The following is a 12,602-nucleotide window of genomic DNA, read 5'->3' on the forward strand; positions in this document are numbered from 1 at the left end:
TCCTTATAAAAACCAAGGACATGTTTATAAAATCAGCACCTATAGGGGTTCTGAGAGAAAAAACCTTCAAATTATTGTCAGATTGGCTTATAGATCTTTCTCTATTGATTGATAAGCACCCATATCAGGATCGGGAATTCTAGCAGTTCCTATAATGTCAAACGGGGTGGTAATGGCGGAGTTAATGTCACCTTTATTGATTAATTCAGAGTCCAATCCAATTCTAAAATCATTATCTACAGGACTAAAATAGTCTAACTCTCCATTAAGAATTACGTTAAGATAGTGCTCTTCGTTTTCAAAATCATAAAGTATATCTTCGTTGGTTGCAGATTGATTTATATCAAACCTTATAAAACAATTTTGAAATGTGTAATTAAATGCGTGTTCGTTGTTTGCTTGAAGGGAAATCTCATTAGAGCTGTTACCATCAATGATGCAATTTTTAAAATCCGCTTCAAGCAAATCAAAACCGTTTTCGCTATTGGTTTTAGAAGTATTACTTATGGTAACACTGGGGTTGAATCTGAAACCCTTGTTCCAATAATTTGCAATAGTAGCATGAGTAAAAGAATAGCTACCACCGTTTTCAATTAAAAGAGATGAATTGCCAGATGATCCTAAAACTAGGTTAGAAGCGTCAATGTTCGCGCTTCTGGCCCAAAGATTATATCTAGAGCTATTAACAATGCGGCTGTTGGTGATGGTCAATGTTTTTTCTGGTTCATTAGTTTGTCCTTCTACATATAATCCTAATTCGGCATTTTTTATAGTTAAGTGATTAATGGTGTTGCTTGTGCTGCCTGCACTAATCCAGATTGTGCCCCATTGTCCTGAAATATCATCAAATTCTGGCTCTAATCGATCTCCTTCAAATATAACTTCGTTTTCAAATAGAATATCGTCAGAACTTAATTCGCCATTAATAGTAATGGTAGATTCCTCTTGTACTAAAATACCCGAGTTTTCATGAAAGTGAACTCTTGTACCAGGGTCAATAACTAGTTCTTTACCTTTTGGTACAATAGTATATCCATAGATAACGTATGATTTTTCTCTATTAAAATTTAAGTGAGTGTCGGGTAATTCAAAACCTTCTATCTCTATAGGATTACCTGTTTCATCATTATATAAAACTATAGTTTCAACATTGTCATTAGCATCAATAGGATAAAGAAATATAGCGTCTTTTACCAGTGTTACCAATTCAACGGTTTGCTGAAATGGTTCGCTGTCAAAAAGAATGGCATCGGTATAAAGTAATTCATTGAGTGAATTATCAGTAATATCTATTGTAGTTTCTACAAATACAAAAAGGCTGTCTTCAGCGTAAATTGGTGTGTTTACAAATTCTTTGCCGGCAACACCATCAACATTTAGTCTGTAAAAGCTCTCGCTACCATTTCTAAGAGATATATTAGGTATTATGATGTCATCTTTAGTATCGTTATACACTTTTAAAGTATACGTACTACTACCTACGTTTGAGAAAACAGTGTCAAGGTAAACGGTGTCTCTAGAAAAAGAAAGGTGACCATTACTTTCAGCGTATTCAAAATCTTTTCTACATGAAGTACCCCAAAGAAGAGCAAATAGGGCAGAAAGTATAATCAAGATTCTAAGGTGCACAATAAAAAGGTTTTACTTCATCTAAGTTTAAGGAAAATTTCTTTGATCTCCTCAGGAATTCGTATAGGTCTATAGGATTTACTATCAAGAAGACACCATTCTGTACTTGATCTAACCAGTAATTTATTAGTTGTGCCGTGTTTCATCTCTACAATTCTAACACATTTAGCGCCAGAACTTGATGCTATGTGAGTTGATATAATAATAGGATCATCCAATACTGCTGCACGTTTATATTCTATATGATGCGTTAGAACTACCCAAATGACATCTTGCTGCATTTTTGTAGTAGCAACTGTTTGCCAATGTTCTTTAGAGATGTCCTGTATCCACTGTACATAGCGTACATTATTGACATGATTTAAATCGTCTAGGTCGTCATGTGAAACAATGAGCTCTTTTTGAAATGCCATATTGCTATTTTTTCTCAATTTGCACCTCAAACATTTTGTCCCAAAACTTTCCGGTAACAAAAAATGTTTTTCGTTCAGGGTGATACGCTATTCCATTAAGCACGTAGTTGGTTTTATCCCAATTTTCGGTTTTGGTAATCATATCGCTCAATCCGCTGAAATTAATAACCCCTTCAATGGCACCTGTTTTGCTGTCTATAATCATTACGCTAGGTTTTTGATATACGTTAGCGTAAATTTTACCGTCAACATACTCCAACTCATTAGCAGAATTAAAAATAGAAGAATTGGTTACGGTTTCTATATATCCTTCTTCTGTCATGGTATCAGGATTTAGAAACCAAATTTTCTCTGTACCATCACTTTTAAAAATTTTAGAGCCATCATTGGTTAATCCCCAGCCTTCGCGACTTTTTCCGTATTGAAAATTATCCAATTTTTCAAATGTGTTTAGGTCATAAATAAACCCTAATCCACTTTGCCAAGTAAGTTGAAAGATTTTATTATTTAATATAGTGATGCCTTCTCCAAAATAAGTTTCGTCTAAATCTATTTGCTCAAATACCTTACCTGATTTAAAATCTAGTTTTCTTAAAAATGATTGCCCCTTTTTACCAGTTGATTCATATAAGGTGTCATTATGAAATTCTAAGCCTTGTGTATAAGATTTTGTATCGTGCGGGTATTCTTTAATAATAGTATACGTATAAATTTCAGGAGCTTTATCTGAAAGTACTTTTAGGTTTTTGTTGATATCTACGGTTTCTCCATCAAAAGTGATTTTCGCGGTCAACACTTTGTTTCCTAAAGTTGGTAAATTAAATTTTATTTTATCATTATTAAGAGGAATAGGCATGCCGTCAATGCTATATGCTACGCTTTCTATCTCTTTTTCCTTTTTATTTTTAATACTTATACCAATTTCTTGATTTAGTTGAACCTGGTTTACATTTTTCTCTAAACTGATCTCGAATAGGGAAGAAGCTTTTTGATTGCCACTGCCACATGCAGTAAATAAGCTGGTAATAAGAACGATACAGAAATAATTAATAATTTTCATTAAGAAAATGGGTGTTTAAGTTGATGTAGTATTTGACTACAAGAAGGCTTTCTTGTTATTTATAGGCAATTTAATTCATAAAAATAAGAAACTAAAGGATTGTCAAAGTTTTAAAAGATTGTATATTTGCACCCGGCAAGTCCTACACGACCAGCTCCTGTAGAATCCCCCAGGGTGGGAACGCAGCAAGGGTATACGGTCGTAGCGGTGCGATGTAGGTAGCTTGCCTTTTTTTGTGCCCTAAAGTGAAATGTTTTATTTTTAGGTAACACATTCATAACCAATTCTATATAACGTTTAGCATCGCTTATTTTCTATAAAATGAAAACAAAAGTAGTACTAATTACAGGTGGGTCTTCAGGTATTGGCAAAGCAATAGGTATACATTTAAAGGAAAAAGGCTATAAAGTCTACGGTACAACACGCAGCAAAAGTAAATATCCTTCATTTTCTGATTTTCCACTTTTAGAGATGGATGTTAGAAATATAGACACTATTAAAAGTTGTATTGCATCGTTACTTGAACTTGAAGGTAGAATTGATGTATTGGTCAATAATGCTGGGGTAGGTATAACTGGCCCTATGGAAGAAACACCACATGAGGAAGTATTAAAAGCATTTGCAACCAATTTCAACGGACCTTTAAATGTGATGAATACTGTTTTGCCTGTAATGCGTGAGCAGAAAGAAGGTCTTATCATTAACATTACATCTATTGCAGGTTATATGGGGTTACCGTTTAGAGGTATTTATTCAGCTTCTAAGGGGGCTTTAGAGATTGTAACGGAAAGTTATAGAATGGAAACAAAATCTTTTGGAGTTCATCTTACTACGCTTGCACCCGGCGATTTTGCAACTAATATTGCTTCTGGTAGATATCATACTCCGGTTTATGATGATTCTGCATATAAAAAGGCATATAAGAATACCTTAGAGGCTATTGATGCAGATGTTGATAGTGGAGGTGATCCTACAGATGTCGCAAAAAAAATAGCAAAAATAATACAGACTAAAAACCCGAAGCCGCATTATAAGGTAGGTTCATTTATTCAAAAATTCTCTTTGACGCTTAAAAATCTACTACCTGGTCTTTGGTTCGAGAAGCTACTTATGAATCATAGTTCACATTGATTCCCCTTAAAAAAGTGACAATGTCTTAATTATTGTAAATATTGGAAAAACCATCTACAATAACCGAATTATCAGTGATTATTGCTTTGTTCATAGGGTATAAAACCAGTTTTTCAGTTAATTCTTTAAAGTCGTTACTTTGATATTGTAATGAAGGGTCAACACCTTGGTTGGCAATGATGTTTTTCCACTGAGCATATTCTGTTTTAATATTGATGCCAATAAGTTCATGGTCGGGCTTTTTCTCTTTGAGTATGGCTATTCTTTTGAAAATGTTTTTGTATTGTCTGCGGTTAGTGCCAGACCAGAAATAAAATAATACTTTTCGATCTGCTGCTATTTCAGTTAGCGTGGTAGTATCGTTTTCAAAATTTATAACGTTCAGGTTAGGTATAGTCTTAGAAGGTTGAAGATTTGCTATACCCTGATAAAGATTTTCAATTTCTTCGATATGCATATTGTTTTTAGAAACCTTTTTGAATTCATTTAAGAAAATCTCTGTGTTTTCAGGCGCATCTTTTTTCTTAAGAAGGTAATCAAAAGCAACATTTCTAAAAAGATTATCCCTTAATTCTTTTTCGACTACCAGACTGTCTATTAGGTGTAGTTTATGTTTTTTGTAATGTAACTGTTTACCTTTTTGTTTGTGTTCTTTAGTGCAACCTTTAAGGCAGCTCATATATGCTAAGTTGCCTAAATGAGCTTTCATAAAATCATAATAAGGTCTAAGGTATGTAAGAGTATTATCACCATAATTTAATTGATTTCTATAATCATAAAAATTTTGGGGCAACTCATGAAAATTTTCTTCTGCAGTTTTGCTTTTATGTCTAAAAGGGTAAATTTCCTTATACCTATTGTACGTATAATTTATACTGCCGTTCAATAATTTTATAGCTTCATTAGAAAGCTGACTCTCAGAATTTAGCTCGGCTAATTTATCGACCTTATCTTGTTTTAAAGAAGATACCTTATCCAAAAAATCTAAAGGTTCTAATTTGTAATATTCAGAATACATATCAGCATCCTCTTCTTCGGTAGCCAAAAATAACTCTAGTAAAAAATTGTTCGTTTCTTCATTACTGCCAGAGAAAACTAAAGACTCATCAAAATAAATGGTATTCAACCTTACCATAAGGCTATCACCTTTTTCTAGATAAACGTATTGATGTTCTGGGGCTAAATTGAAATGGTACAGTCCGTTTTCAATAGAATTAAGTCTAAACTTAAATCGGTTTTTGTCGTCAAGTTTAGCAGAGTCTACTTTAATTCCTCCTTTTAATAAAATTACTTGGTCACTCGTAGGATTAACGATTTCACCGGCAAAAAGTACGGTGTCAGAATCCTTTTTTGCGGTTGAACAACCCACTAAAAGAGCTACACATGTAGAGAGTAAAATTCTTATCATATAGTATATGGAACTGGTAACATTCAAAAATAACAAACCAAAACACCAGTACTTGTTAATAGCTAGTTAAATGTTCATATAAGTAACTTAAGAATCTTTTATGGAATTTGACACAAAACTAGGTACCCCAAGCCTATAAATTCAGTATTTTTGCACGGATTTTTAAATTTTTGTTTCTATGTTATCTGTTTCTAATCTTTCTGTTCAATTTGGAAAACGAGTATTGTTCGATGAAGTAAACGTTGCTTTTACCCAAGGTAATTGTTACGGTATCATTGGTGCCAACGGTGCTGGTAAATCTACTTTTTTAAAAATTCTTGCAGGTCAAATTGATCCCACTTCTGGTCATGTTCATTTAGAACCTGGCAAAAGAATGTCAATATTAGAGCAAAACCATAACTCTGCCGATGATTTTACGGTCTTAGAGGCTGTGGTAATGGGTAATAAACCACTTTATGAAATAAAGAAGGAAATTGATGCCCTGTATGCTGATTATGATGATAAAAATGCAGATAGAATAGGGGAGTTGCAGGTAAAGTTTGAAGAAATGAACGGTTGGAACGCAGATAGTAATGCGGCCGCTTTATTGTCTAACTTAGGTATAAATGCCGACATGCATTTTACTTTGATGTCTGAGTTAGATTCAAAGTTAAAGGTACGTGTACTTTTGGCACAGGCATTGTTCGGTAATCCAGATGTGTTGATTATGGATGAGCCTACCAACGACTTGGATTATGAAACAATTAGTTGGTTAGAGAATTTCTTGGCAGATTATGAAAATACCGTAATAGTAGTAAGTCATGACCGTCACTTTTTAGATACGGTTTGTACTGATATCGGTGATATAGATTTCGGAAAATTAAATTTATATTCAGGTAACTATACGTTTTGGTATGAGAGTAGCCAATTAGCAGCTCGTCAACGTGCGCAACAAAACAAGAAGGCAGAAGAAAAAGCAAAGGAACTACAAGAATTTATTGCTCGTTTTAGTGCAAACGTCGCAAAAAGTAAGCAAGCAACCTCACGTAAAAAAATGTTGTCTAAATTAAAAGTAGATGATATTAAACCTTCAAGTAGAAGGTACCCTGCAATTATTTTTGATCGCGAGAGAGAAGCCGGTGATCAAATATTAAATGTAGAAGGACTTTCAGCATCAACAGATGAAGGAGAGCTGCTTTTCGATAACATAAATATCAACCTGGCAAAAGGTGATAAGATTGCCGTTATTTCAAGGGATTCTAGAGCAACATCTGCATTCTATGAAATTATCAATGGTAACAAAAAAGCGGATAAAGGCACCTTTCAATGGGGTATTACTACAACCCAATCGTATTTGCCAGCAGATAATTCCGATTTTTTTACAAGTAACATCAATTTAGTAGATTGGTTGCGCCAATATGCTAAAACCGAGGAAGAACGCGAAGAAGTATATATACGTGGTTTCTTGGGTAAAATGCTATTTAGCGGTGAAGAAGCGCTTAAGAAATGTACGGTACTTTCAGGAGGTGAAAAAGTAAGATGTATGTTAAGTAGAATGATGTTAATGCGTGCCAACGTATTAATGTTAGATGAACCTACAAACCATTTAGATTTGGAAAGTATTACGGCATTCAACAACTCTCTTAAGAACTTTAAAGGAACTGTAATGCTAACTACACATGATCATGAGTTTGCACAAACAGTTGCAAATAGAATCATAGAATTAACTCCTAAAGGCAACATTGATAGGTATTCAACGTTTGATGAATATATGTCTGACAAGGCTTTAAAAGATCAGCGTAACAAAATGTACGCTGAATAAGCATAGAATAGATTAACCCAAATCGATGTTTTATGAAAATCTACAAATATGTGGCTTGCTTTGTGCTGGCCTTTAGTTTCTTTGCATGCGAAAAATCTTCTGATCAAGTTGATGAAGAATTAATAATTACGGATAGTAAAGTTGAATACACTGTATTTATTCAAAATAACAATTTTTTGAATGGGGTTGTTGTTGGATCTAGTATCGAAGAATTTGCTGTAAAAAGTACATTGAGTTCATTTAATGATATTCCTTCAAACGCTATAACGTATAGAACTCCAACAGGCATAAGCTATTATGCGACAAGCAATTGTAAGGCAACATTACAATGGTTCAATGCCGAAAATGCTACCTCTGAATCAGTATCGGTTTTTGAGGATATTAATCCATGTGATATAGATGTGCTATCGATGGCTCATTCAAATGAGATGTTGGCAATAGCTTACGAGAAAGAATTGCTTGGTAAGGACAAACAATTTGTTGTGCGTACCAATTCACTAATTGGTTCGGTCAATGACCCGACCGAAATTTCTTTGAACAAAAAGCCCGTTAATGTAGTCATTTCAACTGATAGATTATTTGTGTTGACAATGAACGAATTCATTACAGATGAATTTTATTTATTTGTAATAGACTTGAATACCAATGAAATATTAATGGAATTGGATTTGGGCTTAGATGCACAGCGTTTATTTGCCAATAGCAGTGGAGATGTTATTATCAGCTATCCAGAATTTCACACTATTTTAGACCCAGTTACTTTAGATAAGTCGTACACTACTTATGGTGAGAATACCGAACCGGGTTTTATAACTACGACGGATTATTATATTGATAATAGCGGTAAGTTTTATTTTCAAAAAAACATGCCAAGTGCCGAGATAGAAGAGGTGCCGGCAATTTACGACTTTGAAAAGAATAGTACCGTTGTATATATATTTGAAAATTTCTTGACAGATACTGAGTTAAATATGAAATATAGTATAGCAAATACATCGGCAATTGCTTACGATGAAAAGAACAATTATATTCTAATAGGCTATGAGAAAAATGGTCAGACAGATAAAGGTGGTATTTTAAGAATTACTCCAGCTCCTGATTTTAAATTAATTGATAATATTGATTTAGATGGTGTACCTAAAACCATATTTGTCAAATAGTATAATAGTCTTAGCTGTTAAAGTATTTGCTGTTCCAAATAGCCGGATTAAAGTTCTTGCCCATTGCAAATCCGTAAAATATTACTACCGAGGCAATACACTTGAACATGAAGAAGAACAAAATCCAAAATTGAGCATTTGAACTTGATTTAGAAAACAGTCCGTCAGGTATAAGTAATGTGGTTACAAAGCTTATTAAAAAAACTAAAAAAGCAAGGTTAACAATACTTTTAAACGGCCACATTAATAATTTACGTAATGGGTGCAAGTCGTTGCCCCATTGGTGTATTAAATAGTGGTAGCCATTACCTATAGGCGCAAATAATAATGGATCGTCTTTATCTTCAAGTTTAAAAAGTTTAGACGGGGCTATTATTTTAAACGCTTTTATTTCCAGGTCATGTTCTTTCTCTAACGTTTTTATTATAGACAACGCCTCTGCGGGAATTTGTCCTTTAAAATATTTTGTATCTAAAAATCGTAATCTATAATCGATGCAAATTTGTTTGATTTCGTCAATGTGATAAATCTTTCCACTATCCAATAAATCAATATTGAAATTATTAAATGGAATACCCCTGCTGGTTGTGATATTATCTTCAATTCTCTCTAGTTCATTATCAAGATTAGAAAGAATGTCATAGACTTCTTTCATTCTTGTCTCATCAGATAAAATCTGCTTATTTCTAACTTTAGATAACTTTTGTTCAATATTCGTTTTAGGTAAAAGCATAATCTTTTTTTAGCAATACACTCAAAGTTAAACAATTAGTGAATTTTGAAAAATCTTGTTTAACTTAATAAAAAGTTAATAAAATGTTAAAAGAAATTAAATGAGGAATATCGGTTAGGTATCTAAGGCATACAAATTGTATATTGACGATGAAATCGAACAGTTTATCGATTTTAAGAACATTTAGCCCTAAAGAACCAACTATCATGAAAATATGGACATTCCTCGTGTCCCTGTGCTCCCTATTTATTGGGGTAGAGACCAATGCACAGGATAATGTAATTAATATTGAATTCGAGCAGTTTATTTCAACTATTCAAACCGAAAAGTCAATATTGGAACGAGCGGAGTCTTATGCTAATTATTCTTCGTTGTTGAATGCACTAAGAGCAACAAATCTAGATAAAATCTTAGATTATACGGGAGAGTTTACTGTTTTTGCACCTTCTAATCTTGCATTCGAAAAATTATCAAAAAATACTATCGATAGATTATATGATCCTAAAAATAAGAAAGCATTAAAAGATATGCTTTCTTTTCATATCATTGCAGATAAGCTATCTGCTTCTAAAATATTAAAAGCAATGTGCAGGGGTAATGGTATTGCAAAGTTTACTACCATTCAAGGAGAAAAAATAACGGCGACTTTAAAAGGTATAGACATAGTTCTTTCAGACACATTTGGTAATAGTGCAGTAATAACTACGGCAGATTTCAACCAGTCTAACGGCATCATACATGAAGTAGATACCGTTTTAGTTCCTGGAAAAAATGCTTTGGTTAACGTAAAGTAGCACCTAGGTTACGCTCGTATGTATGCTGTAGCTTAGACATTATTTTCTCTATCTGCTTTTCCGTTAAAGTATTTTTATCATCTTGTAATGTAAAGCTCACAGCATAAGATTTCTTTCCCTGTGGTAAGTTCTTTCCTTCGTATACATCGAAAAGCGTCATATCTTTTAGGTGTTTACGCTCTGCGCTGAATGCAAGGTCGTACAGTTCTTTATAACTAGCTTTGTTGTCAAGTAAAAGCGCAAAATCTCTCTTTACTTCTGGGTGTTTTGGAATTTCTTTATAAGCTACCGGTGATATTTCAATTTCTTTTAGAACAGCACCCCAATCAAAATCAGCGAACAGCACATCTTGTTTTATATCAAATTGTTTTAGTATTGATTTTTTTATCAGCCCAAAAGAAACCAATTCTTTCTTTTTATGGGTCAATGATAATCCTTCAGAAAATAAAGTTGAAGTAGTTGGCTTACTTTTTAAATCGGTTAACCCTAGTCTATAAAGTACTGTTTGTACTATAGCTTTGAGTTCAAAAAAGTTTGTGGCAACCGCTTTATTTGTCCAACTATCCGGTATTGAGTCTCCGCTTATTAATATACTTAAATATTTCGGTTCAATTCTTTTGTCTCCTTTGGCATAATAAGTTTTTCCGAATTCGAATAATTTGAGATTCGCTCTTCTACGATTAATATTATAACTGGCGGCTTCCAATGCCGAAAATAAAGAAGTTTTTCTTAAAATGGATAAATCGCCACTTAGTGGGTTGATGATTTCTATAGATTTACGTTCCTCATCTTCGTCTTGCAATAATGAAGTATAATCAGGGTTTGTTAGGCTATTGGTCAAAATTTCGTAATAACCTTTTGATGCTAATGCATTACCAATCGTGTTTTGAATGGTATGATCTGCGGCTGCCTCGGTAGTTGCAATAGATGCATTTAATTTTTGACCAAAAGCTACATTGTTATACCCGTAAACTCTTAAAATCTCTTCAATGACATCTACTTGTCTTTGAACATCTACACGGTAAGAAGGTACTTCAAGACCCATACCTGCTTCAGTTACGTTTTTGACCTTAATGTCTAAAGATGCTAATATTGATTTAATAGTGTCTTTTGGTATTTCTTGCCCAATCAGCTTATTGATTTTTTCAAAAGCCAAGAACACCTCAAAATTCGGGTGTTTTTTAGGGTAAAGGTCGTAAACGTCAGACGTTATTTCTCCACCGGCAATTTCTTTAATTAAAAGAGCGGCACGTTTAAGACTGTATTCTACGTTTTCAATATCGATACCACGTTCAAATCTAAAAGACGCATCTGTATTTAACGCATGTCTTTTTGCTGATTTTCTTATGGATACAGGATTGAAATAAGCACTTTCTAGAAATATTGAAGTAGTCTCTTCTGTAACTCCAGACCCTAATCCTCCAAATACACCTGCCAAACACAATGGTTTTTCGCTATCGCATATCATCAGGTCATCTTCATGTAACGTTCTTTCAACTCCGTCAAGTGTCGTGAATTTAGTACCCTTATCTAATGTTTTGACAACTATTTTGTTTCCTTTGATTTTTGCAGCATCAAAAGCATGTAATGGCTGCCCAAGTTCATGTAAAACGTAATTTGTGGCATCTACCACATTGTTTTTTGGTGTAAGACCTATGGCTTTAAGTCTGTTTTGCAGCCAAGTAGGAGATGGTTGAACAATTAGATTACTTAAGGTAACTCCGCAATAACGTGGGGCTAACTCGGTATTTATTACATCAATATCAACTTTTAGAGACCTATCGTTTATATTAAAATGACTTGTAGAAGGGGTAATCAATTCTTTTGTGATTTCCTTTTGTTTGAGTCCGGCTTTCAAATCTCTTGCTACACCAAAATGGCTCATAGCGTCTGCTCTGTTCGGGGTTAAGCCAATTTCAAAAACCTCGTCTTCTTCAATATCGAAAACGTCTGAACATGGTGTACCGGCTTTAAGTTTTTTGTCAAGGACCATTATACCATCATGACTAGTACCAAGACCTAACTCATCTTCTGCGCAGATCATTCCAAAGCTTTCCTCTCCTCTTATCTTTCCTTTTTTAATGGTCCAAGCTTCACCTTCAGCGGTATATAGTGTGGTGCCGATTGTAGCAACCGGTACTTTTTGGCCAGCAGCAACATTCTTTGCTCCACATACAATTTGTACTGGGGCATCTAAACCAATATCTACCATAGTGACATTGAGTTTGTCGGCGTTTGTATGTTTCTCGCAACTTAATACGTGACCTACAACAATACCTTTTAATCCGCCTTTAACAGATTCAAATTTTTCCACTCCTTCAACTTCCAGACCTAAATCGGTTAAAAGTTCTCCGGTTTTATTAGATTCCCAATCTATTTGTATGAACTGTTTAAGCCAGTTATATGATATTTTCATTCAAAAAATTTATAGTTCGCAAAGATAAAACAATGCCCTAATACATTCAATAAGCTA

The 12,602-nt window shown here is 33.9% G+C and carries 10 protein-coding genes and 1 other RNA gene; 5 read left to right on the plus strand and 6 right to left on the minus strand.

Annotated elements, in window-relative coordinates; translation table 11 throughout:
* Window positions 1–87 precede the first annotated feature (87 nt).
* Genes SJY30_RS03935 through SJY30_RS03945 form a run of 3 tightly spaced genes read right to left on the minus strand, consistent with a single transcriptional unit; the run spans window position 88 to window position 3,102 of the window.
* Window positions 88–1,629, minus strand: coding sequence for a hypothetical protein (locus SJY30_RS03935; protein ID WP_396634301.1), 1,542 nt, complete (start codon window positions 1,627–1,629; stop codon window positions 88–90).
* 17 nt (window positions 1,630–1,646) lie between these two features.
* Window positions 1,647–2,042 carry an acyl-CoA thioesterase gene (locus SJY30_RS03940; RefSeq protein WP_396634302.1) on the minus strand — a complete coding sequence of 132 codons (396 nt, stop codon included), beginning with the start codon at window positions 2,040–2,042 and terminating at the stop codon, window positions 1,647–1,649.
* A gap of 4 nt (window positions 2,043–2,046) precedes the next feature.
* Entirely contained in the window at window positions 2,047–3,102 is a 1,056-nt protein-coding gene (locus tag SJY30_RS03945) for a glutaminyl-peptide cyclotransferase (protein WP_396634303.1), read from the minus strand.
* 133 nt (window positions 3,103–3,235) lie between these two features.
* Between SJY30_RS03945 and ffs the strand changes: the two genes are divergently transcribed.
* Together ffs and SJY30_RS03955 are read left to right on the plus strand one after the other, a co-directional pair.
* Window positions 3,236–3,334: signal recognition particle sRNA small type (gene ffs / locus SJY30_RS03950), an RNA gene on the plus strand.
* A gap of 89 nt (window positions 3,335–3,423) precedes the next feature.
* On the plus strand, window positions 3,424–4,233 hold the full coding sequence (locus SJY30_RS03955; protein WP_396634304.1) for an SDR family oxidoreductase: 810 nt from the start codon (window positions 3,424–3,426) through the stop codon (window positions 4,231–4,233).
* A gap of 25 nt (window positions 4,234–4,258) precedes the next feature.
* Here SJY30_RS03955 and SJY30_RS03960 read toward each other — a convergent pair whose 3' ends face one another.
* Window positions 4,259–5,641, minus strand: a complete 1,383-nt coding sequence (locus SJY30_RS03960) for a transaldolase (protein WP_396634305.1) — start codon at window positions 5,639–5,641, stop codon at window positions 4,259–4,261.
* Window positions 5,642–5,819: 178 nt separating this feature from the next.
* On the opposite strand from SJY30_RS03960, the gene SJY30_RS03965 reads away from it, so the two are divergent.
* Together SJY30_RS03965 and SJY30_RS03970 are read left to right on the plus strand one after the other, a co-directional pair.
* Window positions 5,820–7,442, plus strand: coding sequence for an ABC-F family ATP-binding cassette domain-containing protein (locus SJY30_RS03965; protein WP_396634306.1), 1,623 nt, complete (start codon window positions 5,820–5,822; stop codon window positions 7,440–7,442).
* 32 nt (window positions 7,443–7,474) lie between these two features.
* Window positions 7,475–8,602: a hypothetical protein gene (locus SJY30_RS03970; RefSeq protein ID WP_396634307.1), complete on the plus strand. Its 1,128-nt coding sequence runs from the start codon at window positions 7,475–7,477 to the stop codon at window positions 8,600–8,602.
* 10 nt (window positions 8,603–8,612) lie between these two features.
* Here SJY30_RS03970 and SJY30_RS03975 read toward each other — a convergent pair whose 3' ends face one another.
* The gene (locus SJY30_RS03975; protein WP_396634308.1) at window positions 8,613–9,335 is read right to left on the minus strand and encodes a hypothetical protein; all 723 of its coding nucleotides are present in this window, start codon (window positions 9,333–9,335) and stop codon (window positions 8,613–8,615) included.
* 149 nt (window positions 9,336–9,484) lie between these two features.
* Between SJY30_RS03975 and SJY30_RS03980 the strand changes: the two genes are divergently transcribed.
* Window positions 9,485–10,129 carry a fasciclin domain-containing protein gene (locus SJY30_RS03980; protein WP_396634309.1) on the plus strand — a complete coding sequence of 215 codons (645 nt, stop codon included), beginning with the start codon at window positions 9,485–9,487 and terminating at the stop codon, window positions 10,127–10,129.
* Here SJY30_RS03980 and pheT read toward each other — a convergent pair.
* Entirely contained in the window at window positions 10,116–12,545 is a 2,430-nt protein-coding gene (pheT, locus tag SJY30_RS03985; RefSeq protein WP_396634310.1) for a phenylalanine--tRNA ligase subunit beta, read from the minus strand. The genes SJY30_RS03980 and pheT overlap by 14 nt on opposite strands.
* Between the last annotated feature and the right edge of the window lie 57 nt (window positions 12,546–12,602).

It is taken from the genome of Maribacter sp. R86514, assembly GCF_044597005.1.
Classification (GTDB): Bacteria; Bacteroidota; Bacteroidia; order Flavobacteriales; family Flavobacteriaceae; genus Maribacter.